The 22,361-nt window shown below is 65.2% G+C and carries 22 protein-coding genes; 7 read left to right on the forward strand and 15 right to left on the reverse strand.

Annotation, left to right across the window (positions count from 1 at the left end):
- The first annotated feature begins 39 nt into the window (after positions 1-39).
- Complete coding sequence (locus KTQ37_RS04900; protein ID WP_218629349.1) at positions 40-1,434, forward strand: helix-turn-helix domain-containing protein; 1,395 nt, start codon at positions 40-42, stop codon at positions 1,432-1,434.
- Positions 1,435-1,480: 46 nt separating this feature from the next.
- Here the strand turns inward: KTQ37_RS04900 and KTQ37_RS04905 are convergent, their stop codons facing one another.
- The 4 genes from KTQ37_RS04905 to betI all read right to left on the reverse strand — a co-directional run bounded on the left by KTQ37_RS04905 (position 1,481) and on the right by betI (position 5,547).
- Positions 1,481-1,720, reverse strand: a complete 240-nt coding sequence (locus KTQ37_RS04905; RefSeq protein ID WP_218629350.1) for a YdcH family protein — start codon at positions 1,718-1,720, stop codon at positions 1,481-1,483.
- Between the two features lie 82 nt (positions 1,721-1,802).
- Positions 1,803-3,458, reverse strand: coding sequence for a choline dehydrogenase (betA, locus tag KTQ37_RS04910; protein ID WP_218629351.1), 1,656 nt, complete (start codon positions 3,456-3,458; stop codon positions 1,803-1,805).
- Between the two features lie 59 nt (positions 3,459-3,517).
- The gene (gene betB, locus KTQ37_RS04915; protein ID WP_218629352.1) at positions 3,518-4,969 is read right to left on the reverse strand and encodes a betaine-aldehyde dehydrogenase; all 1,452 of its coding nucleotides are present in this window, start codon (positions 4,967-4,969) and stop codon (positions 3,518-3,520) included.
- Positions 4,966-5,547 (reverse strand): transcriptional regulator BetI, encoded by a 582-nt coding sequence (betI, locus tag KTQ37_RS04920; RefSeq protein ID WP_218629353.1) that lies wholly within the window; start codon positions 5,545-5,547, stop codon positions 4,966-4,968. The genes betB and betI overlap by 4 nt, the downstream gene beginning before the upstream one ends.
- 118 nt (positions 5,548-5,665) lie before the next feature.
- Between betI and choX the strand changes: the two genes are divergently transcribed.
- The 3 genes from choX (at position 5,666) to choV (ending at position 8,544) form a co-directional block, all read left to right on the forward strand.
- A complete protein-coding gene (gene choX / locus KTQ37_RS04925) occupies positions 5,666-6,595 on the forward strand; it encodes a choline ABC transporter substrate-binding protein (protein WP_218629354.1) in 930 nt (309 codons plus the stop codon).
- Positions 6,596-6,661: 66 nt separating this feature from the next.
- On the forward strand, positions 6,662-7,498 hold the full coding sequence (gene choW, locus KTQ37_RS04930) for a choline ABC transporter permease subunit (protein ID WP_218629355.1): 837 nt from the start codon (positions 6,662-6,664) through the stop codon (positions 7,496-7,498).
- Positions 7,495-8,544 carry a choline ABC transporter ATP-binding protein gene (choV, locus tag KTQ37_RS04935; protein WP_218629356.1) on the forward strand — a complete coding sequence of 350 codons (1,050 nt, stop codon included), beginning with the start codon at positions 7,495-7,497 and terminating at the stop codon, positions 8,542-8,544. Before choW ends, choV begins: the two co-directional genes overlap by 4 nt.
- A gap of 3 nt (positions 8,545-8,547) precedes the next feature.
- On the opposite strand, the gene KTQ37_RS04940 is transcribed toward choV, so the two are convergent.
- Entirely contained in the window at positions 8,548-9,459 is a 912-nt protein-coding gene (locus tag KTQ37_RS04940; RefSeq protein WP_218629357.1) for a DMT family transporter, read from the reverse strand.
- A 52-nt stretch (positions 9,460-9,511) separates the two neighbouring features.
- Positions 9,512-10,114, reverse strand: a complete 603-nt coding sequence (locus KTQ37_RS04945) for a LysE/ArgO family amino acid transporter (protein WP_218629358.1) — start codon at positions 10,112-10,114, stop codon at positions 9,512-9,514.
- Positions 10,115-10,194: 80 nt separating this feature from the next.
- Here KTQ37_RS04945 and KTQ37_RS04950 point away from each other — a divergent pair, with 80 nt between their 5' ends.
- Positions 10,195-11,055 (forward strand): LysR family transcriptional regulator ArgP, encoded by an 861-nt coding sequence (locus KTQ37_RS04950; protein WP_218629359.1) that lies wholly within the window; start codon positions 10,195-10,197, stop codon positions 11,053-11,055.
- A 3-nt stretch (positions 11,056-11,058) separates the two neighbouring features.
- Here the strand turns inward: KTQ37_RS04950 and KTQ37_RS04955 are convergent, their stop codons facing one another.
- The 6 genes from KTQ37_RS04955 to mgtE all read right to left on the reverse strand — a co-directional run bounded on the left by KTQ37_RS04955 (position 11,059) and on the right by mgtE (position 16,850).
- Positions 11,059-11,223, reverse strand: coding sequence for a hypothetical protein (locus KTQ37_RS04955; RefSeq protein WP_218629360.1), 165 nt, complete (start codon positions 11,221-11,223; stop codon positions 11,059-11,061).
- An 83-nt stretch (positions 11,224-11,306) separates the two neighbouring features.
- Positions 11,307-12,047: a YebC/PmpR family DNA-binding transcriptional regulator gene (locus KTQ37_RS04960; protein ID WP_218629361.1), complete on the reverse strand. Its 741-nt coding sequence runs from the start codon at positions 12,045-12,047 to the stop codon at positions 11,307-11,309.
- A gap of 78 nt (positions 12,048-12,125) precedes the next feature.
- Entirely contained in the window at positions 12,126-13,904 is a 1,779-nt protein-coding gene (locus KTQ37_RS04965; protein WP_218629362.1) for an SLC13 family permease, read from the reverse strand.
- 82 nt (positions 13,905-13,986) lie between these two features.
- A complete protein-coding gene (locus tag KTQ37_RS04970) occupies positions 13,987-14,802 on the reverse strand; it encodes a TIGR00282 family metallophosphoesterase (protein WP_218629363.1) in 816 nt (271 codons plus the stop codon).
- Between the two features lie 111 nt (positions 14,803-14,913).
- Positions 14,914-15,468: a 5-formyltetrahydrofolate cyclo-ligase gene (locus KTQ37_RS04975; protein WP_218629364.1), complete on the reverse strand. Its 555-nt coding sequence runs from the start codon at positions 15,466-15,468 to the stop codon at positions 14,914-14,916.
- Complete coding sequence (mgtE, locus tag KTQ37_RS04980) at positions 15,465-16,850, reverse strand: magnesium transporter (RefSeq protein WP_218629365.1); 1,386 nt, start codon at positions 16,848-16,850, stop codon at positions 15,465-15,467. The genes KTQ37_RS04975 and mgtE overlap by 4 nt, the downstream gene beginning before the upstream one ends.
- 139 nt (positions 16,851-16,989) lie before the next feature.
- On the opposite strand from mgtE, the gene guaD reads away from it, so the two are divergent.
- Positions 16,990-18,270, forward strand: a complete 1,281-nt coding sequence (guaD, locus tag KTQ37_RS04985; protein ID WP_218629366.1) for a guanine deaminase — start codon at positions 16,990-16,992, stop codon at positions 18,268-18,270.
- On the opposite strand, the gene KTQ37_RS04990 is transcribed toward guaD, so the two are convergent.
- From KTQ37_RS04990 to KTQ37_RS05000, 3 genes are all read right to left on the reverse strand, one after another.
- Entirely contained in the window at positions 18,267-19,604 is a 1,338-nt protein-coding gene (locus tag KTQ37_RS04990; RefSeq protein ID WP_218629367.1) for an 8-oxoguanine deaminase, read from the reverse strand. The two genes, guaD and KTQ37_RS04990, sit on opposite strands and share 4 nt — an antisense overlap.
- Before the next feature lie 74 nt (positions 19,605-19,678).
- A complete protein-coding gene (gene hisN, locus KTQ37_RS04995) occupies positions 19,679-20,500 on the reverse strand; it encodes a histidinol-phosphatase (RefSeq protein WP_218629368.1) in 822 nt (273 codons plus the stop codon).
- Positions 20,501-20,585: 85 nt separating this feature from the next.
- Positions 20,586-20,948 carry a helix-turn-helix domain-containing protein gene (locus KTQ37_RS05000; protein ID WP_218629369.1) on the reverse strand — a complete coding sequence of 121 codons (363 nt, stop codon included), beginning with the start codon at positions 20,946-20,948 and terminating at the stop codon, positions 20,586-20,588.
- Positions 20,949-21,303: 355 nt separating this feature from the next.
- Here KTQ37_RS05000 and KTQ37_RS05005 point away from each other — a divergent pair, with 355 nt between their 5' ends.
- Entirely contained in the window at positions 21,304-22,263 is a 960-nt protein-coding gene (locus tag KTQ37_RS05005) for an NADPH:quinone oxidoreductase family protein (RefSeq protein ID WP_218629370.1), read from the forward strand.
- The last annotated feature ends 98 nt before the right edge of the window (positions 22,264-22,361 follow it).

Below are 22,361 nucleotides of genomic sequence, written 5' to 3' on the forward strand. Positions count from 1 at the left end.
TTTGCAAAGCTACCAATTTCTTTGCAAAAGGAGGGCGCTATGGCGACTCAGAAACTCTATGCCGGTGTGAAACTGCGCGAGACCCGCGCCCGCCTTGGCCTGACACAAAAGGCCTTTGCCGACCGGCTTGGCGTTTCGCTGCCTTACCTCAACCAGATGGAGAACAACCATCGCCCGGTTTCGGCGGCAGTCGTCCTGGGATTGGCGGGGGAGTTCGGCCTCGACGTGACCGAGCTTTCCGCAGGCGATGCCGAGCGGTTGGTGTCGGACATGCGCGAGGCGCTGGCCGATCCGGTCTTTGCCGATGGCGCCCCGCCGCTGGCCGATCTACGGCTGGCCGCGTCGAACGCGCCGGCGCTTGCGCGGACGTTTCTTGAACTGCACCGCGCCTATCGGCAGGCGCATGAACGTCTCGCCTCGCTTGATGAGGCCCTCGGCCGCGAGGCCGGCCAGGCGATCGTCAGCCCGTGGGAAGAGGTGCGCGACTTCTTCCACTATTGCGACAACTACATCGACGTTGTCGATCGCGCGGCCGAGCGATTTTCCTGCCCTGATGGCAAGCGCTTGGAGCCCTTTATTCGCGCAACCGAGGCGCTGAACGCGCGTGGAATCGATGTGCAATTCGCGGACACTTCGGCGCTCCGGACCCGCGAGGGCAAGACCATCACCCTTTCCGCCCATGCTGGGCGCCCGACGCAGGCTTTCCAGCTTCTGCATCAGGTCGCGCTGATCACGCAAAATGAGCTGCTCGAAGCGACCCTCGATCTCGCGCGCTTCCAGTCAGAGACCTCGCGCGCCATCGCAAAGATCGGTCTTGCAAACTACTTCGCCGGGGCCGCGCTGATGCCCTACCGCGTCTTCCTTGAGGCGGCGCAGGAAACCCGGCACGACCTTGAACGCCTCGGAGATATGTTCGGCGCCTCGATCGAACAGGTGGCGCATCGCCTTTCGACCCTCCAGCGCCCCGGCGCCAAGGGCATCCCGTTCTTCTTCGTGCGCGTCGATCAGGCCGGCACGATCACCAAGCGCCACTCGGCCACGCGGCTGCAATTCGCCCGCTTCGGTGGCGCCTGCCCGCTGTGGAACGTCCATCAGGCGTTCGAGACGCCCACGCGCTTTCTGCGCCAACTGGCCGAAACCCCCGACGGGGTGCGTTACCTGTGCCTGGCGCACGACGTCTCGAAACCCGGCGGCTCCTTCACCGCCCCGGTGCGCCGCTACGCGATCTGCCTGGGCTGCGAGGTCAGCCATGCCCGCGGCCTCGTCTATGCCGATGACATGGAACTGTCGAACCCGCGCGCCTATCAGCCCATCGGCATCTCCTGCCGGATCTGTGAGCGCAAGGATTGCCACCAGCGCTCGGTCCCGCCGCTCGAACGCCGCCTGTCGGTCAACCCCGACCGGCGCGGCCTGCTACCCTACGACATCTCATGAAAAAAGCCCCGGTTTCCCGGGGCTTCTTCGTCATTCCTGTCACGGATTACACCGCAGCGAGCATCCGAGCGATCTCATCCTTGATCGCGGTGCGCTTCTTGCGAAGCTCCACCTCGGCCAGGCCATCCATCGGGGTCACATTCGTTTCCGCATTGTGCACCTGGTCGTTGACCTCGTCATACTCGTTCAACAGACGTGCGAAATGCGCATTCGAAACCTTGAGTTCGTGCAGTTTCTCCATGTCAAAGGGGAATTCTTCCTGCAGCGTATGCGGGGTGTTCGACATGGGTTATCTCCCTTTTCCTGTGTTTCGAATCGACCCTAGCGCCCCGCGCGCGCGCCGACTTTGACCCTTGTCAAACTCGGCCTCAGCGCTGCGCGACGCGCCAGTTCGGATTGATCCAGGGTTCGACATTTTCCGACGGCAGGCGGCGCCCAAGGATGTGGTCGGCCACCTTCTCGCCCGTCATGATCGAGGGCGCGTTGAGGTTGCCATTGGTGATGCGCGGGAAGATCGAGCTGTCGGCGACCCGCAGCCCTTCGACCCCGATCACCCGACCTTCCGGATCCACCACGGCCGTCGGATCGTCGGCCCGACCCATCCGTGCGGTACCACAGGGATGATAGGCGCTTTCCGCGTGCTCGCGGATGAAGGCGTCGATCTCATCGTCACTCTGCACCGCCGCGCCGGGCTGGATCTCACGCTTCACATGGCCCGCCATCGCGGGCTGCGCAAAGATCTCGCGCGTCAACCGGATTACCTTGCGGAACTCCGCCCAGTCGTCCGGGTGGCTCATGTAGTTGAACGAGATCACCGGCGCCTCGCGCGGATCGGCACTGCGCAGGGTCACCGCCCCGCGCGATTTGGAGCGCATCGGACCAGTATGCACCTGGAATCCATGCCCCTCGGCCGCCGTCTTGCCATCGTAGCGCACCGCGATCGGCAGGAAGTGATACTGAATATCGGGATACTCGATGCCCGCGTCCGAACGAATGAAGCCGCAGGCCTCGAACTGGTTCGACGCACCCAGGCCCTGTTTGGTGAACAACCACTGCGCCCCGATCAGCGCCTTGCCCCACAGGTTCCAATATTTATAAAGCGTGACAGGCTCTTGCGCGGCAAACTGCATGTAAACCTCAAGATGGTCCTGCAGGTTCGTGCCCACGCCGGGGCGATCCGCGATCACCTCAATCCCCTGCGCTGCCAGATGCGCCGCAGGGCCGATCCCCGATAGCATCAGGATCTTCGGCGTGTTGATCGAGCTGGCCGCGAGGATCACCTCGGCCCGCGCCCGGATCACCTCAACCTTGCCGCCACGCTCAATCTCGACCCCGGTCGCGCGCCCGTTCTCGATCTGAACCTTGCGCGCCAAGCCTCTGATAATACTGACATTCCCGCGCTTCATCGCGGGCCGCAGATAGGCATTCGCGGTGGACCAACGCCGACCCTTCCAGATCGTCGCCTCCATCGGCCCAAAGCCCTCCTGCTGACCGCCGTTGTAATCCGGAGTCACCGGATAGCCCGCCTGCTGGCCCGCCGCGATAAAGGCCCCGAAAAGCGGATTGCGACGCGGCCCGCGAGTGATATGCATCGGCCCCGAGGCACCACGCCATTCGGCATCCCCGCCGTCATGGCCGCCGTGCCAGGTCTCCATCCGCTTGAAATAGGGCAGCACATCGGCATAGCCCCAGCCCTGCGCGCCCTGCTCGGCCCAGTGATCGAAATCGCAGGCATGCCCGCGCACATAGACCATCCCGTTGATCGAGGACGACCCGCCGATCACCTTGCCGCGCGGCGTCACCAGCCGCCGCCCGCCAAGCCCCGGCTCAGGCTCGGACATGAAGCCCCAGTCGTAGATCCCCATGTTCATCGGATAGGACAAAGCTGCGGGCATCTGGATGAACGGCCCGGCATCCGACCCGCCATGCTCGATGATCAGAACCTTGCGCCCGGCCTCGGCCAACCGATAGGCCAGCGCCGATCCGCCCGAGCCCGCTCCAATGACAACGTAATCCGCTTCCATCGTTCCTGCTTTCTTCTTGGCCGAAATACCTCGGGGCCCGGGGCAGCGCCCCGGTTCCGTCAATAGGGGCTCTCGACCGGCCCCATGCCCACGTAGACGGCCTTCACCTGCGTGTAATGCTCAACCGCCGCTTTCGAGTTCTCGCGTCCGAGGCCCGAGGCCTTGACCGCCCCGAAAGGCATCTCGACCGGCGTCAGGTTATAGGCGTTGATCCAGCAGGTGCCGGCCTCAAGCTGCGCGATCACCCGGTGCCCGCGCGACAGATCGGCGGTAAAGACGCCCGCCGCCAGACCAAACTCGGTCCCGTTGGCGCGCGCGATCACCTCTTCCTCGGTCTCGAAATCCAGCACAGACATGACCGGCCCAAAGATTTCCTCGCGCGCAATGGTCATATCGTCGGTCACATCGGCGAAGACGGTGGGCTGCACGAAAAGCGGTCCCTCGTTGCCCGAGGCACCACCACTGACCAGCCGCGCGCCCTCGGCCTTGGCGGTCTCGATATAGCCCATGACCTTCTCGTGCTGCGCGGCCGAAATCAGCGGGCCGAACTGAGTATCTTCGTCCAGCGGATCGCCCGCGACGATGGCCGCCGTGCGCTCGGCCAGACGCCTCAGGAAGGCCTCCTTGATGCCCTTCTGCACAAAGACCCGCGTGCCGTTCGAACAGATCTGCCCCGAGGAGTAGAAATTCCCCAGCATCGCCGCGCCGATCGCGCTTTCGATATCGGCGTCGTCGAACACGATCAGCGGCGATTTGCCGCCCAGTTCCATCGTCACATGCTTCATGCCAGCAGCGGCCGAGGCATAGACCTTGGCGCCCGTCGGCACCGATCCAGTCAGCGAGACCTTGGCAATCCGCGAATCGGTGGAGAGCGCCGCACCGACCGCGCCGCGCCCCTGAATCACGTTGAACACGCCCGCAGGCATCCCCGCCTCAACGAAGATCTGCGCCAGTTGCAGCGCCCCAAGCGGCGTCATTTCCGAGGGTTTGAACACCATCGCATTGCCCGTGGACAGCGCCGGAGCCGCCTTCCAGCAGGCGATCTGGCTGGGGTAATTCCACGCGCCGATCCCCACGCAAACCCCCAGAGGCTCGCGGATCGTATAGGCGAAATCGCCGCCCAGGGGGATCGTCTCGCCGGTCAGCGTGGGCGCCAGACCCGCGAAAAACTCCAAACTATCGGCCCCCGAGGGCCAGTCGGCGCAGCGCGTTTCCTGGATCGGTTTGCCGGTGTCGAGCGTCTCAAGCCGCGCCAGTTCCTCGCCCCGTTCGCGGATGATATCGGCCGCACGGCGCAGGATCCGGGCGCGCTCGACCGGCTTCATCGCGGCCCATTTGCGCTGCGCCACAACCGCACCCGAGATCGCCGCATCTACCACCGCAGGCGTCGCCGCGTGCAGCCGCGCGATCACCTCGAGCGTGCCGGGATAGATCACCTCGATCACCTCGCCAGCGGTATCTTCCAGCCATTCGCCATTGACGAAATGGCTCGCTTTCGGTTGTGCCTTCATGCTTGTCCCTCCAGCTCGCGTTCCAAATATTCCGTAACGATTTTAAGTGCATAGCGCCGATCCGGCGCGCCTTCCGCCAGCGCCGCGCGGATATAGACCCCGTCGATCAGCGCGCCGAGGCCGCGTGCCACCGCCTCGGCCCGCGATCCCACCAGCGGGCGCAGCTCATGGCGCAGGTTCGAGCGCAGGCGGCGCTGATAGACATGCAGCAGACGCCGCGCCTCGGGCTGGGTCTGCGACAGAACGTAGAAGTTCAGCCAGGCCGAGATCACCTCGCGCCGGAAGCTGCCCACGCCGAACGAGCCCGCGACGATCGCCCGCAGCCGCGCCTCGGGGCCGGTCGCGGTGGCCAGCGCCCCGCGCACCTCGGCGCCATAAAGCGTCAGGATCGAGCGCATCGCCGCCAGAAAGATCTGCTCCTTCGAGCCGAAGTAGTGATGCGCGAGCGCCGAGCTCATGCCCGCCCGCCGCGCGATCTGCGCAACCGTGACCTCAAGCGAGCCCGCCTCGCCCACTGTCTCGATCGTGGCTTTCACCAAGGCGGCCCGTCGAATAGGCTCAGCGCCAAGCTTCGGCATGGGTTTTGTAACCTTTCTGCAAAAAGTGCTTGCCTTTTCCGAGCTACAGGTAAGTTTATTGACTCGTCAATCAACAAAAAACGCCTCAACCACAACTGGGCTAACTAGGGAGACTGAAATGACCCTTCGTTCCATCCTGCTGGCGGGCGCCGCCAGCATCGCACTGACCTCGGCCGCGGGCGCCGCTGGCTGCGACAAGGTGACCTTCTCGGATGTGGGCTGGACCGACATCACCGCCACCACCGCCGTTACCACGACCGTCCTTCAGGCGCTTGGCTATGAGACCGACATCAAGGTGCTCTCGGTACCGGTGACCTATACCGCGCTGTCCACGGGCGACGTTGACGTGTTCCTCGGCAACTGGATGCCGACGATGGAGGCCGACATCGCCCCCTATCGCGACAACGGCACGGTCGAGACGGTGCGCACCAACCTGGTCGGCGCGAAATACACGCTGGCCACCAACGCTGCGGGCGCGGCCCTGGGCATCAAGGATTTCGCGGATATCGCCGCGAACAAGGACTCGCTCGATGGCAAGATCTACGGCATCGAGCCGGGCAATGACGGCAACCGCCTGATCATGGACATGATCGGCGCCGATGCCTTCGGCCTGACTGGCTTCGAGGTGATCGAAAGCTCGGAACAGGGGATGCTGGCGCAGGTCGAGCGCGCCGACAAGGCAGGCAAGCCGGTGATCTTCCTCGGCTGGGAACCGCATCCGATGAACGCCAATTTCGACATGACCTATCTTGCCGGCGGCGACGATTTCTTCGGCCCGAACTTCGGCGGCGCCGAGGTGGCGACGAACGTGCGCGCGGGCTATGTTGCCGAATGCGCAAACACCGGCAAGCTTCTGGAAAACCTTGAATTCTCGCTCGCGATGGAGAACGAGATCATGGGCGCGATCCTCAACGATGGCGAAGACCCGGCCGCAGCTGCCAAGACCTGGCTTGCGGCCCATCCCGAGGTGCTCGGCCCCTGGCTTGAGGGTGTGACCACCAAGGACGGCGGCGATGCGATGGCCGCCGTGACTGCGGCGCTGAAGTAACCCCGAAACAGGTGTGCGGCGCATCCCGCCGCACACCTCCCACGCGTTCAAGGGAGAAACCGCGTGATGGAGTGGCTTACAGCCCACAAGATACCCGTCGGCAAGACCGCGAAGCTCGTTTTCGACTGGCTCAAGGACAATGCCGGTGGTTTTTTCGATACGCTCTCGGCCCTGATGCAGGGGCTGATCGACGCGATCCTCTGGGTTTTGCAGACCCCGCACCCCTTGGTGATCATTGCCGTTTTCGTCGGTTTTACCTACGCGATGCAGCGCAGCTGGAAGACCGCCCTGCTGGTGCTGCTCGGGTTCATGTTCATCCTCAATCAGGGATACTGGAAGAACACGACCGAGAGCCTCACGCTCGTGCTGTCCGCCTGCGTGGTGTGCATGGCCATCGGCGTGCCGATCGGCATTGCCGCGGCGCATCGCCCGCGTCTCTACTCATTCATGCAGCCGATCCTTGACCTGATGCAGACGCTGCCGACCTTTGTTTACCTGATCCCGGCCATCGTCTTCTTCGGCATCGGCATGGTTCCGGGCCTGATCGCAACGGTGATCTTCGTCCTGCCCGCTCCGATCCGCCTGACGCATCTGGGCGTCTCCTCGACCCCCCAAGCCCTGCTTGAGGCCGCCCGTGCCTTCGGCGGCACGCCCCGGCAGGTGCTTTGGAAGGTCGAACTGCCCTACGCCACGCCGCAGATCATGGCGGGGCTGAACCAGACGATCATGCTATCGCTCTCGATGGTGGTTATCGCGGCGCTGGTCGGCGCGAACGGGCTTGGCGTGCCGGTCGTCCGGGCACTGAACTCGGTCAACACCGCGCTTGGCTTTGAGTCGGGCTTCATCATCGTCGTCGTCGCGATCATCCTTGATCGGATGCTGCGCGTGGGAGGCCGCAAATGACCCAAACGACCGATCCCGGGCAGACCGCAGGCATCGCCGTCAAATTCGACAATGTTTCCATTGTCTTCGGCGACCATCCTGACCGCGCCCTGCCACTGATGGATCAGGGCCTGACCCGGTCCGAGATCCAGAAGGCCACCAGTCAGGTTCTGGGCGTGCATGACTGCTCGCTCGACGTGGCCGAAGGCGAGATCCTCGTGCTCATGGGCCTGTCCGGCTCGGGCAAATCCACGCTTCTGCGGGCGGTGAACGGGCTCAACCCGGTCTGCCGTGGTGCGGTGCATGTCTGCGATGGCAATGCGCTGGTGGATGTGACCCATGCCGACCCGGCGACCCTGCGCCGCATCCGGCTGCATCGCGTGGCCATGGTCTTCCAGCAGTTCGGCCTGCTGCCCTGGCGCACCGTGCGCGAGAATGTCGGCCTTGGCCTTGAACTCGACGGCATGTCCAAGGCCGAGCGACGCGAACGCGTGGACACACAGCTTGAACTCGTCGGCCTGTCGAACTGGGCCGAACGCAAGGTGGGCGAGCTGTCGGGCGGGATGCAGCAGCGCGTGGGCCTGGCCCGCGCCTTCGCAACCGAGGCCCCGATCTTGTTGATGGACGAGCCCTTCTCGGCCCTCGACCCGCTGATCCGAGCCAAGTTGCAGGACGAGTTGCTGGAGCTGCAATCGACGCTCCGGCGCACGATCATCTTCGTCAGCCATGACCTCGACGAAGCCTTCAAACTGGGCAACCGGATTGCGTTGATGGAGGGCGGGCGCATCGTCCAGCTTGGCACCGCGCGCGAGATCATCGCCAACCCGGTCAACGATTATGTTGCTGATTTCGTTGCGCATATGAACCCGCTTGGGGTTCTGACCGCCGTGGATCTGGCCGAGGTCGGCCCCGCTGACGGCCCGGCGCTCGCGCTCGACACGCCCGTGAAAGACGTGATGGAAATGCTGCGCTCGGTCCCGGCCGTGGCTCTGAGCGATGGCCGCCGGATCACGCGTGAGGGCGTCATCGGGCGGCTGATCGACCCGCGCGGCGGCATGGGTTCCTGATCGTCAGACCTTGGTCTGCGGAATCGCCGGGGTCACGCCCCGGCGTTTCGTTTTGGCCTCGCGCCATGTCACATAGCTGACCGCGCCGATGATCATGCCGCCGCCAAGCAGCACATAGGGGTCGATATGCTCGCCAAAGAGCAGCAGGCCAGCGGTCGAGCCGAAGACGAGTTGCAGGAAGGCCACCGGCTGCGTCACCGTCACCGGCGCGCAGGCGAAGGCGCGTGTCATGCAGTAATGCCCCAAAGTCGCGAAAACCGCCGTCAGGCCCAGCCAGAGCGTCTCGTTCAGGTTCATGGGCTGCCAGACGGCAATGGCGAAGGGGGCAAGGCAGAGCGTGATGCTCAGCGTCATCAGCGCCACGATGATGCTTGCGGGCGCATGGGCGCTAAGATGCTTGGCGACCAGATAGGCCAGCCCGAAGAAGATCGCAGCGCCAAGCTGCGCGACATGGCCCGGCGCGACCTCGCGCAGGCCGGGGCGCAGGATGATCAGCGCGCCGATCAGCGCAAACGCAATGGCCGCGCCCCGGCGCCAGGCAAAGCCCTCGCCCAGCAAAAGCGCACCGCCTAGTGTCACCACGATCGGGTTGAGGTAGCCGATGGCCGTGACATCAGCGATCGGGATGCGTGCCATGGCGTAGAACCACAGCAGCACGGCCAGCGCCTGCATCGCCCCGCGCAACCCAAAAAGCCCCCAGATCCGCGCCGAAAAGCGCATCTTGCGCAACTGCCAGATCGCCGGGGCCACGAACAGTATCCCCCAGAGGAACCGCACGAACGATGTCTGCGCAGCGGGCAGATCGGCGCCAAGATGGTGGACGATGACATTGACGCCGGTAAAGCTGAGCGTGGTGGCCAGCATCCACATCACGCCCAGCACGGGCCGATCTTGCGAGGTGGCATGTGCGTTCATCGCGCCAGATGATCCGATCCCGCAGCCCCCCGCAAGGCCCCGATTGTATGGGTTACAGCCCGCCCCAGATCAGCTTGGCCGCGACCGACCACAGGATCAGCGCCACGCAGGCCTCAAGCACACGCCAGGCCACGGGTCGCGCGAACATCGGCGCCAGCAGCCGCGCGCCATAGGCCAGAGCCAGGAAGAACGAGAACGAGGCCGCCGATGCCCCCGCCCAGAACACCAGCCCCTGCCCCGGAAACTGCGCCGAGACCGCGCCGATCAGCACGACCGTATCCAGCCAGACATGCGGATTGGCCCAAGTAATGGCGGCCAGCGTCAGCATCACCGTGCGCAGGCTTTGCTTGCCGCCGTTCGTGGCCTCCAGCGCCTCGCCGCCGCGCCAGGCGGCCAGCGCCGCCCGCGCGCCATACCACAGCAGGAAGGCCACCCCGCCCCACCGCAGCGCCTCGGCCAGCCAGGGGGCCGAGCGGGTCGCCACCGCAAATCCCGAAACCCCAAGCGCGATCAGCGCCGCGTCCGAGGCCGCGCAGAAGAGCGCGACCGGCAGCACATGCTCGCGCCGCAGGCCCTGTCGCAGGACAAAGGCATTCTGCGCCCCAATCGCGACGATCAATCCCAGGGTCAGCTTGAAGCCAGAAACGAAAACCATGCGGCACCTCCGGGCTTTTCCCTAGCCGGGGCGGCGATTTCATGCGACTTATTTTGTGTTATCTAAAATAAGGAATACTTATGCTGGACTATGCCGCGCTTGAGGCCCTTGCCGCCGTGATCTCGACGGGTTCCTTCGAGGGCGCGGCGGGGCGGCTGCATGTCACGCAGCCCGCCATCTCGCAGCGCATCAAACAGCTTGAAGAGCGGATGGGCGCCGTGCTGATCGTGCGCGGCACGCCCTGCACCGGGACCGACCTGGGCCTGCGCCTTGCCCGCCATGCCGAAGCCGTCGCGCTGATGGAGGCCGATCTGGCCCCGCGCGACGCCGCCCCCACCGTTCGCATCGCGGTCAATGCCGACAGCCTGGCGACCTGGGTTCTGCAAGCGCTCGCCGAAGTGGAGGGGCAACTGTTCGATCTGGTGATCGACGATCAGGACCACTCGGCCGACTGGCTGCGGCGCGGAGAGGTGGTCGGTGCCGTCACCGCTTCGGCCACGGCGGTTCCGGGCTGTGATGTCGTCTCGCTCGGCGCGCTGCGCTATTTCGCGACGGCCTCGCCCGCCTTCGTCAAACGCCACTTCCCGCAGGGCATCACCGCGCAGGCGCTGGCCGAGGCGCCGGCCATTGTCTTCAATGAAAAAGACCGGCTGCAAAACGACTGGGCGCGGCGCGAAACCGGGCAAAGCCCCGCCCTGCCCCAGCACCGCATCGCCTCCAGCGCGGGCTTTGTCGAGGCCTCGCTTCTGGGCATGGGATGGGGGATGAACCCTGAACAGATGGTGGGCCGCGCGATTACGGCGGGGCGGCTTGTGGCGCTGTCGCCCGAGCCGCTGGAGGTGCCGCTTTACTGGCAAAGCCTGCGGCGGCTGCGCGCGCCGCTGGCGCCATTGACCCGCGCGATCCGCAAGGCGGCCGCGCAGGTTCTGTTGCAAGTCTAGGGCTTACTTGCCCTTGCGCGCCTCGGCGGCGGCCTTCATGCGGGCCAGCAGCTCGGCCTTGGTCTCGGTCTTGCCAAAGGGGTTCTTCTCGGAGCCCTTGGCGTTGTGCTCGGAGTGGCGCGGGGTGTTCTTGCCCTGCTTGGCACCGCCGGATTTGCTGTAATCCATCGTCTCTCTCTTTCCGTTCGGGGCGTGACCCCATCAAAGGCAAGGGGCGCCCGAAGGCGCCCCGTCATTGGCTTTGCGCGGCCTTAAAGCTGCGCCGCGACATCCTCGGGGACGTCGAAATTATGCGTGACGTTCTGCACGTCGTCATCTTCTTCCAGCGCGTCGATCAGCTTCATCAGCTTTTGCGCGGTTTCCAGATCGACCTCGGTGCTGACCTGCGGCTTCCAGATCAGCTTGGACTCATTCGATTCGCCAAGCGCCTGTTCGAGCGCCTCGGAAACCTCGCTGAGGTTTTCGACTTGGCAATAGATCCAGTGGCCCTCTTCATCCGACTCCACGTCATCGGCGCCCGCTTCCAGCGCGGCCATCATCACGGTGTCCACGTCGCCCGCCGAGGCGGGATACGAAATCTCGCCCACGCGGTCGAAGCCATGGCTGACCGAGCCGGTCTGGCCGAGGTTGCCGCCCGACTTGGTGAAGTAGCTGCGCACGTTCGAGGCGGTGCGGTTGAGGTTGTCGGTCATGCACTCGACGATGATCGCGATGCCGTTGGGGCCGTAACCCTCGTAGCGGATCTCGGTATAGTCCGCCGCGTCGCCCATCTGCGACTTCTTGATGGCGCGGTCGATCACGTCCTTGGGCATCGACTGCGACTTGGCGGCCTTCACCGCCAGACGCAGGCGCGGGTTCTTGTCGGGATCGGGGTCACCCATCTTCGCGGCGACGGTGATTTCCTTCGCCAGCTTCGAGAACATTTTCGAGCGGATAGCATCCTGCTTGCCCTTGCGGTGCTGGATGTTCGCCCATTTGGAATGGCCTGCCATGACCTTCTCCGTCGAAATACCTGTGAATTCCCGGCCTCTATAGTCCAGCCCGGGGTGTGCCTGCAAGCAGAGCGGCGATTATAGCGGCCAGATCAGCGGGATCGTCAGGCAGGCCACGACGCCCGTGACGATATCGAGCGGAATTCCGAGCCGCAGGAAGTCCGAGAAGCGGTAGCCGCCGGGGCCGTAGACCATCATATGCGTCTGGTAGCCAATGGGCGTGGCAAAGGCGACCGAGGCCGCGAACATCACCGCCACCGCAAAGGGCCGCGGATCAAGCCCAAGCGCCAGCGCCAGCTTGATCGCGATAGGTGCGTAGATCACCGCCACCGCGTTGTTCGAGAGGAACTCGGTCAGGATCAGGCCAATGAAATAGACCGCAAACAGCGCCGTCATCGGATGCAGTTCTGCCAGGAACGGCGCCACGGCATCGACCAGCATCTTGACCGAGCCCGAGGCGTCCAGCGCCTCGCCCACGACCAGCATCGAGAAGATCATTGCCAGAAGCCGCCCGTCGATGAAGCTGAAAGCCTCGTCGGCGTCGATGCAGCCGGTCACAAGGATCACCGCCACCGCCACCATTGCAAGCGACATGATCGGCGCCACGTTGAAAGCAGACAGCGCCACCACCGCCGTGAGCGCCCCGATGGCGATCGGCATGTGCGAGCGGCGGAAGGCGCGCACCGTGGGCTTCGAGACGTCCACAAGGTCCATATCGGCGGCAAGACGCCCGATATCCTCGGGCGCGCCTTCCAGCAGCAGCGTGTCGCCCACGACAACGACCAGATCGTCAAGCTGGCGCCCGATGTTCTGGTTACGGCGGTGCGCGGCCAGAACATAGACCCCGTAGCGGCGGCGCAGGCGCAGCTCACCCAAGCTCCGCCCGATCATCCGGCAGCCGGGCGAGATCAGCACCTCCACCGTCTCGGTCTGCACCGAGCTGAGCTTGTCCACCAGCCGCAGGTCGGTGTTTTGCTGCATCGAGAGAAGCTCGCTCATCTCGGTGCGCAGCACGACGCGGTCGCCCGCCTGCAAGACCGCATTGGCCAGATCGCGCCGCAGCGAGGCATCGCCGCGCAGCACGTCCACAACGCGCACACCCTCGCGCTTGAACACATCGACCGTCAGCACCGGCGTGCCGATCAGGCCCGAATTCTCGGGGATCGCGACCTCGGTGAAGTATTTCATCTTGGGGCGCTGGCCGAGCATGAAGGACATCGAGTGCCGCTCGGGCACCAGTTTCTTGGCGAAAAGCGCCATGAAGATCGATCCTGCCAACGCCACGACCAGACCAAGGGGCATGATCTCGAAGATCGAGAAGGGTGCCAGCCCGTCCTTGCGCGCGACACCATCGACAAGGATGTTGGTCGAGGTGCCGATCAGCGTCAGCATCCCGCCCATGACAGTGAAGTAGCTCAGCGGCATCAGAAAGCGCGAGGGCGAAGAACCCAGCTTGCGCGCCACCTGGATGAAGACCGGGATCATCACCGCCACGACGGGCGTGTTGTTCATCACGCCCGAGGCGAACATGGTGAGCGCGAACAGCATCACCACCGTCACCACCGGCCGGGCCGAGATATGCGCCTCGGCATAGCGGGTCATGGCATCCAGCGCGCCCGTGCGTACCAGCGCGCCCATAATCAGGAACATGAAGGCAATCGTCCAGGGCGCCGAATTCGACAGCATCCCCACCGCGTCGTCATAGGGCACCAGCCCCAGCACCAGCATCGTCGCGGCGCCGCCCATGGCCACGACCTCGGGCGGAAACCTCTCTCGCAGGAACATAAGGAACATGCCCATAACGATGACCAGCGCGGCGATGGCGGTGCCAGTCTCGGAAAACGGGAGTTCGATCATGATACCTCGTCCAGCAGGTTGCTCGGGCCGATATTAGCTGCTCGCTGCGCCCGCACAAGCGCGCTGTCGTGGAAGGCGGCGCTCAGACCGGCGCGCACGGGGGCAAGCGCCCGCCCACACGCACTGTCTGGCAGCGCGTAGCCCGCCCGGTGCGGTCGTCGGTCTCGACGTAGAAACCGCTCAGGCTGGCCTCGCCATTCGCGGGCGTGAACCGCTCCTTCGCCATGCCGGTGATGAAGCGGCGCATGGGTTCTGCCTTCTCCATCCCGATGACGGAATGATAATCGCCGCACATGCCCGCATCGGTCAGATAGGCCGTGCCACCCGGCAACACCATCGCATCGGCGGTCGGCACATGCGTATGCGTACCCACCACGACCGAGGCCCGCCCGTCGCACCAATGCCCCATGGCCATCTTCTCGCTCGTGGCCTCGCAATGCACATCCAGCAAGATCGCCTGCGCCAGCCCACCCAGCGGGTGTGCCCGCAGCACCGCATCCACCGCCGAGAACGGATCGTCGAAGGGCCGCTTCATGAAGACCTGCCCCAACACCTGCGCCACCAGCACCTTGCGCCCGCGCCGGTCTTCAAACAGCCGCGCCCCGCGCCCCGGCGCTTCTTTCGCATAGTTCAGCGGCCGGATGATCCGTGGCTCGCCCTCGATGGCGCGCATCATGTCCTTCTGATCGAAAGCATGATCGCCCAGCGTCAGCACATCGGCCCCCGCATCCAGCAGAATCTTCGCATGGTCCCCCGTCAGGCCCATTCCGCCCGAGGCGTTCTCGCCGTTCACCACGACGAAATCGAGACCCCATTCCGCGCGCAGTTTCGGCAAGCGCTCGACCACCGCCGCACGCCCCGCACGCCCCATCACATCGCCAAGAAAGAGTATTTTCATGGCCCATTCCCTAGCCCCGGTGCCCCGAAAGCGCAAACCCTTTCCCTTTCGGCTTTGCGCAAATATCCCGCGGGGGTCCGGGGGCGCGAAGCCACCGGCGACCGGCCAGCCTCAGGGCGCGGGCGCCAGAATACCGGCCTCGGTCACGATCAGATCGAGCGGCTGGTCGGTCGGCTCGATCGGCACCTCGGGCAGTTCCTGCGCCGCATAGGCATAGCCAATGGCGATCACCGGCCCCGAAGCGCGCAGCATCTCTAGCGTGCGGTCATAGAACCCGCCGCCGTAGCCCAGACGATAGCCGCGCTGATCGAAGGCCAGCATCGGCACGATCAGGATGCGCGGCACGATCGGATCGGCCACCTCGGGGATCAGCGCGCCGAATTCACCTGCGACCATGGCGCAGCCGGGCGTCCAGCGATGGAACACCAAGGGCCGCCCCGGCCCCTGAATGACCGGCACACCGACCGGGCCGGTATGGCGCGCCATGACGGGCAGCGGGTCGATCTCGGTGCGGATCGGCATATAGCCTGCAAGCGGCGCGGAACCGCAGCCCGCGAGAACCTCGGCCAGGATTTCGGGCGCATGGCCCGGACCTTCGGCATGGGCGGCCTTGCGCGCGGCGAAGGCGGCGCGGCGCGCCTCGGCTTTCTGCTCGGTCAGGCTCACAGCAGCATCATCCCTGCAAGACCGAGGAAGGCGAAAAAGCCCACCACATCGGTCACGGTGGTCACGAAAGTCCCCGAAGCCAGCGCCGGGTCGGCGCCCAGTTTCTCAAGCGTCAGAGGCACCAATATCCCCGCCACGGCGGCGACAAAGAGGTTGATCACCATGGCCGCGCCGATCACCAGCCCCAGACTGGCCGTATCGAACCACACCCAGGCGACAAGCCCCATCACCAAAGCGAATGCGAGACCATTGAGCAGACCCACAATGGCCTCGCGTCGCACGACACGCCAGACGTTGCTTTCGGTCAGGTTCTTCGTGGCCAGCGCGCGCACCGCCACGGTCAGCGTCTGCGTGCCCGCATTGCCGCCCATCGAGGCCACGATGGGCATCAGCACCGCCAGCGCAACCAGCCGCTCGATCGTGCCCTCGAACACCGCGATCACGCCCGAGGCAAGGATCGCCGTCAGCAGGTTCACGAACAGCCACGGCAGGCGCTGACGCACCGTCTCGATCACGGTATCCGAGATCGCACTCTCATCGCCCACACCGGCCAGACGCAGGATGTCTTCCTCGTGCTCTTCGTCCAGAACGGCCATGGCGTCGTCGATGGTGATCACGCCCACAAGGCGATCATCGTCATCCACGACCGGCGCCGAGATCAGGTGATACTGGTTGAAGGCATAGGCAACGTCGCCCTCTTCCTGCCAGGCCGAGATGGTGCGGAAGCTGTCCTCAGTGATGTCCTTCAGCGCGAGCGCACGCTTGGACGCAAGCAACTTGCCCAGTGTCACATAGCCGATCGGATGATGGCCCGGATCGACAAGGATGACGTGGTAGAACTGGTCGGGCAGGTCTTCCTCGCGGCGCAGGAAGTCGATGGTCTCGCCCACGGTCCAGAATTCGGGCGCGGTCACCACCTCGCGCTGCATCAGACGACCGGCCGAATATTCCGGATAGGTCAGCGACTGCTCGACCGCGGCACGGTCGGTTTCGTCCAGAACCTTGAGGATCTCTTCCTGCTGCGGCTCTTCGAGGTCCTCGATCAGGTCGACGACGTCATCCGAATCAAGCTCGCGGACCGCCTCGGCCAGAACGTCCTTGGGCAGCGCCTCGATGACCTCTTCACGGATCGACTCGTCGATCTCGGTCAGGATCTCACCGTCCATCTCGCGCCCGTAAAGACGCACGATGGCGCGGCGCTCGGCCCCGCCGACCTGTTCGAGAAGGTCGGCGATGTCGGCGGCGTGCAGGGGCTCCATAAGCGCGGTGAGGCGGTCTGCATCGCCCGCCTCGGCAGCTTCGAGGATCAGATCGACCAGATCGCCATCCAGACGATAGTCTTCCTCTTCGCGTTCGTGCTCTTCGGCCCGTTCTTCCGCCATGCCACCCCCTGCAATTTGCGCGCACCATAACGGAGGCGCAGCGCGGGCAACAGGGGGAGGCGCGGAAAAACCCGCCGCGCGCAGGCGATTGCCGCGCCCCGCGCGAACCCCTAGCATGGCCCTTAGAACGGAGGCGCGCATGACCGAACTGCTACTGGGACAGGTGATCCATTTCTCGGGCGATCCGCTGCTGGAGGGCCCCGAGGCCGCGCATCACATCGCGCAGGGCGGCGTCGTGGTCGCCGATGGCCGGATCGTGGCGTTGGGCGAGGCTGCCGCGATGCGCGCGGCCCATCCGCAGGCGCAGGTCCATGACTATGGCGCGGAGCTGATCTCGGCCGGGTTCATCGATGCCCATGTGCACTACCCGCAGACCGCGATCATCGCGAGCTGGGGCAAGCGCCTGATCGACTGGCTCAATGCCTATACCTTCCCCGAAGAGATGCGCTTTGGCGATCCCGCCTATGCCGCGCAGGTGGCCGACACTTACCTTGACCTCGCGCTCGACCATGGCACGACCTCGATGTGCAGCTACTGTACCATCCACCCCGAAAGCGTGGACGCCTTTTTCACCGCCGCCGAGGCCCGCGGGATGCGTGCCTTCGCGGGCAAGACCTGCATGGATCGCAACGCCCCCGAAGGGCTGCAAGACACCCCCGCCCGCGCCTATGATCAGTCAAAGGCGCTGCTGGAGCACTGGCACAACCGCGCGCGCCTGTCCTACGTTATCACGCCGCGTTTCTCCCCCACCTCAACGCCCGCGCAGCTCGAAGCGCTCGGCGCGCTTTGGGCCGAGCATCCCGATTGCCTGATGCAGACCCATCTGAGCGAGCAGGTGGACGAGATCGCCTGGGTCAAGGGCCTCTTCCCCGAGGCGCGCGATTACCTCGACACTTACGAGGCGTTCGGCCTCTTGGGTCCGAACGGGCTTTACGGCCACGCGATCCACCTGGAACCGCGCGAGATCGACCGGCTGACCGAGGTGGGGGCGGCGCTGGTGCATTGCCCGACCTCGAACACCTTCATCGGATCCGGGCTCTTTGACATGGCCCACCTTGCGCCGCGCCTGCGGGTGGGCTTGGCCACCGATACCGGGGGCGGGTCGAACTTCTCGATGCTGCGCACCATGGCCGCCGCCTATGAGATCGCGCAGCTGCGCCACAACCCGCTGCACCCCGCGCAGCTATGGTGGCTGGCGACCGGCGCCTCGGCCAATGCGCTGCGGGTGGGCGACCGGATCGGCAATATCGCACCGGGGATGGAGGCCGACCTGATCGTGCTCGACCTTGCCTCAACCCCGGTGATCGCGCAACGCAGCGCCCGCGCCGATAGCTTCTGGGAGGCGCTTTTCCCCACGATCATGATGGGCGACGACCGCGCCATCTCCAGCGTCTGGGTGAACGGCAAGAAGCTGCGTTAACCGGCCAGTTGGCGCGCAAGACGGTTCTGGGTCTCGATCACGCGCGGCAGGTCGATGGTGGTGATCTGCCCGTCGCGCACCACCTGCCGCCCCTCGACAAACAGGTGTCGCACGCGCGGGGGCCCGGCCAGCAAAAGCGCCGCGACCGGATCCCAGGCCCCGGCGGCCTCCAGCCCCGAGACATCCCAGATCGCAATATCGGCGCGCTTGCCCACCTCAAGACTGCCGCAATCGGGCCGCCCAAGCACCTGCGCCCCGCCAAGGGTCGCAATCTCCAGCGCCTCGCGCGCGCTCATCGCGTCGGCCCCGTTCTGCACGCGCTGCAACAGCATCGCCTGCCGCGCCTCGGCAATCAGGTTCCCTGCGTCGTTCGAGGCCGACCCGTCCACCCCAAGCGCCACCTTCACGCCCGCATCCCGCATCGCGCGCACCGGCGCGATCCCTGACCCAAGCCGACAATTCGAGCAGGGGCAATGCGCCACGCCCGTGCGGCTGCGCGTAAACAGGTCGATCTCGGCGCTATCCAGCTTGACGCAATGCGCGTGCCAGACATCCGCCCCGGTCCAGCCCAGATCCTCCGCATATTGGCCCGGACGGCAACCAAACTGCGCCAGCGAATAGGCGATATCCTCATCATTCTCGGCCAGATGGGTGTGCAGCATCACGCCCTTGTCGCGCGCCAGATCGGCCGCATCCTTCATCAAGCCGCGCGATACGGAAAAGGGCGAGCATGGCGCCACCCCCACCCGGCACATCGAGCCCTCTGAAGCATCATGGAAGCTGTCGATCACTCGGATGCAGTCGTTCAGAATATCGGCCTCGCGCTCGACCAGACTGTCGGGCGGCAATCCCCCCGCGCTCTCGCCAATGCTCATCGCGCCGCGCGTGGGGTGAAAGCGTAGCCCGATCTCGCCCGCCGCATGGATCGTATCCTCCAGCCGCGCACCGTTCGGGTAAAGATAGAGGTGGTCCGAACTCAGCGTGCAGCCCGTTAGCGCCAGCTCCGCCAGACCGATCAGGGCCGAGACCCGGATCTCCTCGGGCCCCATCTTCGCCCATATCGGGTAAAGCGTCTTGAGCCAGCCAAAGAGCAGCGCATCCTGCCCGCCCGGCACCGCCCGCGTCAGCGTCTGGTAAAGATGGTGATGGGTATTCACCAACCCCGGCGTCACAACGCAGCCGCGCGCGAGCACCACCTCACCCGTGCTTGCCAGCCCCACACCCACGGCAGCGATCACGCCGTCGCGGATCAGCACATCCGCCCCGGCCAACTCCCGTCGCGCGCCATCCATCGTCACAACGACCTCGGCACCCCGGATCAGAACCTCGCGCATCACAGCCCTTCTCCTTGTCGAAATACCTCGGGGGTGAGGCCGCAAGGCCGAGGGGGCAGCGCCCCCTGCCCCGCTCAGCCGTTCAACACCGCCATGGCAGCGGCGTGCAACTCGGCATTCGCCGCCGCCAGCACCTGACCGCCCGCCCAGGCAGGCCCGCCCTGCCAGTTGGTAACGATCCCGCCCGCCGCCTCGATCACAGCGATCGGCGCCTGCACATCGTAGGGTTGCAAACCGGCTTCGACCACCAGATCGATCTGACCTGCGGCAATCAGCGCATAGGCATAGCAATCCGTACCATAACGGGTCAGCCGCACCTGCCGCGAAAGCTGCGCAAAGGCCGCGCCCTCCTCGGGCGTGCCGACCTCGGGGAAGGTCGAGAACAGCGTGGCCTGCGAAAGCGCGCGCGTCGCCCGCGCCTTCAACGCGCGCTCGCCCATCGGGCCGATGCTTTGCGCCAGCCCCAGACCGCCGATGAACCGCTCGCCGATATAGGGCTGGTCGATCACCCCCAGCAGCGGCGCACCAGGCGCACCCTCGCCCTCTTCGGCAAGCGCAATCAGCACCCCCCAGGTCGGCGTTCCCGACATATAGCCGCGCGTCCCGTCGATCGGATCAAGCACCCAGGTCAGGCCAGAACGCCCCCGCTCGATCCCGAATTCCTCGCCATAGATGCCGTCCTGCGGACGCCGCCGCACGAGGATCTCGCGCATCGCAGCCTCGGCAGCACGGTCGGCCACGGTCACCGGATCGAAGCGCGCGACCTCCTTGTTTTCGGCATCCAGACCGCCATCGGCGCGGAAGTGGCGCAGCGTCTCAATCCGCGCAACATCCGCCAATTCCTGCGCAATTTCGATCACTTCGGCCTTTTCAGCCGCGCTCAGGACCTGGCTCATCGCATCCTCCGGGTTCGGAAATGAATAAAGGGAGCGGTAACCGCCCCCTTCATACGGGTCAAGCACCCGTCGATACTCGTAATGTTCAGGCCGCGTCCGAAAGCACCTTGGCCAGTTCGAACAGCCGACGCCGCTGCGCCTCGGGGATCGCGTAATAGGACCGCACGAGCGCCAGCGCCTCCTTGTCGGCAAGAATGTCGCCCGAGACTTCGCGCGCCGGAGCGGAGTCGCCCGCCAGACCTTCGAAGAAGAAAGAAATCGGAACGTCAACCGCATCGGCGATATCCCAAAGACGCGAGGCCGAAACCCGGTTCATGCCGGTTTCATATTTCTGGATCTGCTGAAACTTGATGCCGACCTTGTCGGCCAATTGTTGCTGCGTCATGCCGATCATCCAGCGACGATGACGGATGCGCTTCCCCACGTGGACATCTACGGGATGTTTCATAAAAATCGTCCTCAAACCACCAACTGCGGTCAAGCTAACACGCGCATGACGGGAATTTTTGTTCGAAATGCACCAACCTATCCAAAAAGACAGGTCGCGCGGCGACCGACCCGCGCGCAAATCGGCAAAAAGCGGAAAAACTCCCCTCCGCGACCAGAGCGAGACTGTCCAAAAGGACACTCGCGCCCTGCGTGTGTCGCATTCTGCACCAAATTTCGCGAATCAGATACACCTTCCGGGCGAAAAATTAGCGTTATGGTTGATTTGAGCTTTCCGCTCTCTATCGGGCTGGTCCGTGGCCGGACGAGCCGCTAATGTCGCCGCCGAACGGACCACCGACCCTACAGGAGCCCCGATGCGCGCCTATCAGCTTACCACCATTGGGAGCACTCCCGCCCTCGTCGATCTGCCGCTGCCCGCGCCCGGACCCGGCGAGGTGCAGGTGCGCATTGCCGCCTGCGGGCTGAACTTCGCTGATCTGCTGATGACCGAGGGCAAGTATCAGGACACGCCCGAGGCGCCCTTTGTCATGGGCATGGAACTCGCGGGCACGGTCGTCGCCGCCGGGCCGGGCACCTCGACCCCGGTCGGCACGCGAGTGGCGGTCTTCTCGGGTCAGGGCGGGCTGGCCGAGGCGGGCAACTTCGCCGAGGCGCGCTGCACCCCCCTTCCCGACGCGATGGGCTTTGACGAGGCAGCGGCCTTCCAGATTGCCTATGGCACCTCGCATGTGGCGCTTGGGCCGCGCGGCCGGCTGGCTGCGGGTGAAACTCTGGTGGTTCTGGGTGCCGCTGGCGGCGTTGGGCTGACGGCGGTCGAGATCGGCAAGCGGATGGGTGCGCGCGTGATCGCCTGCGCGCGCGGCGCCGACAAGCTGGAGGTTGCGCGCAAGGCGGGCGCCGATGTGCTGATCGACAGCGAGACGCCCGACCTCAAGGCCGCGCTGAAGGCCGCAGGCGGGGCGGATGTGGTCTATGACGCGATTGGTGGCGAGGCCGGTGAGGCCGCGTTTGGCGCGCTCAAGCCCGGCGGGCGCTATCTGGTGATCGGCTTTGCCGGCGGCAGCCAACCGAAGCTGCGGCTCAACCATGCGTTGGTCAAGAACCTCGAAATCCACGGGCTTTACTGGGGCGGCTATCTCAAGACCGACCCCGCCGTGCTGACCGGCTCGATGCGCACGCTGTTTGGCTGGTTTGCCGAGGGCGGATTGCGCCCCCATATCTCGGCTCGGCTGCCGCTGGAGCGCACCGCCGAGGCGCTGGAGATGTTGCGCTCGCGGCGTTCGACCGGCAAGGTCGTGGTCACGATGGAGTGAGACCGATTTTCGGGGTGCAAGTTCTTGAAAGCCAAGCGCGGCGCCCCAATATTCGAACGGAAAGCGGCGCCAGGGCGCTGCAAAGGGACATGCACGGA

The sequence above is a fragment of the Sedimentimonas flavescens genome (assembly GCF_019264375.1).
In the GTDB taxonomy this organism is placed as follows: Bacteria; Pseudomonadota; Alphaproteobacteria; order Rhodobacterales; family Rhodobacteraceae; genus Rhodobacter; species Rhodobacter flavescens.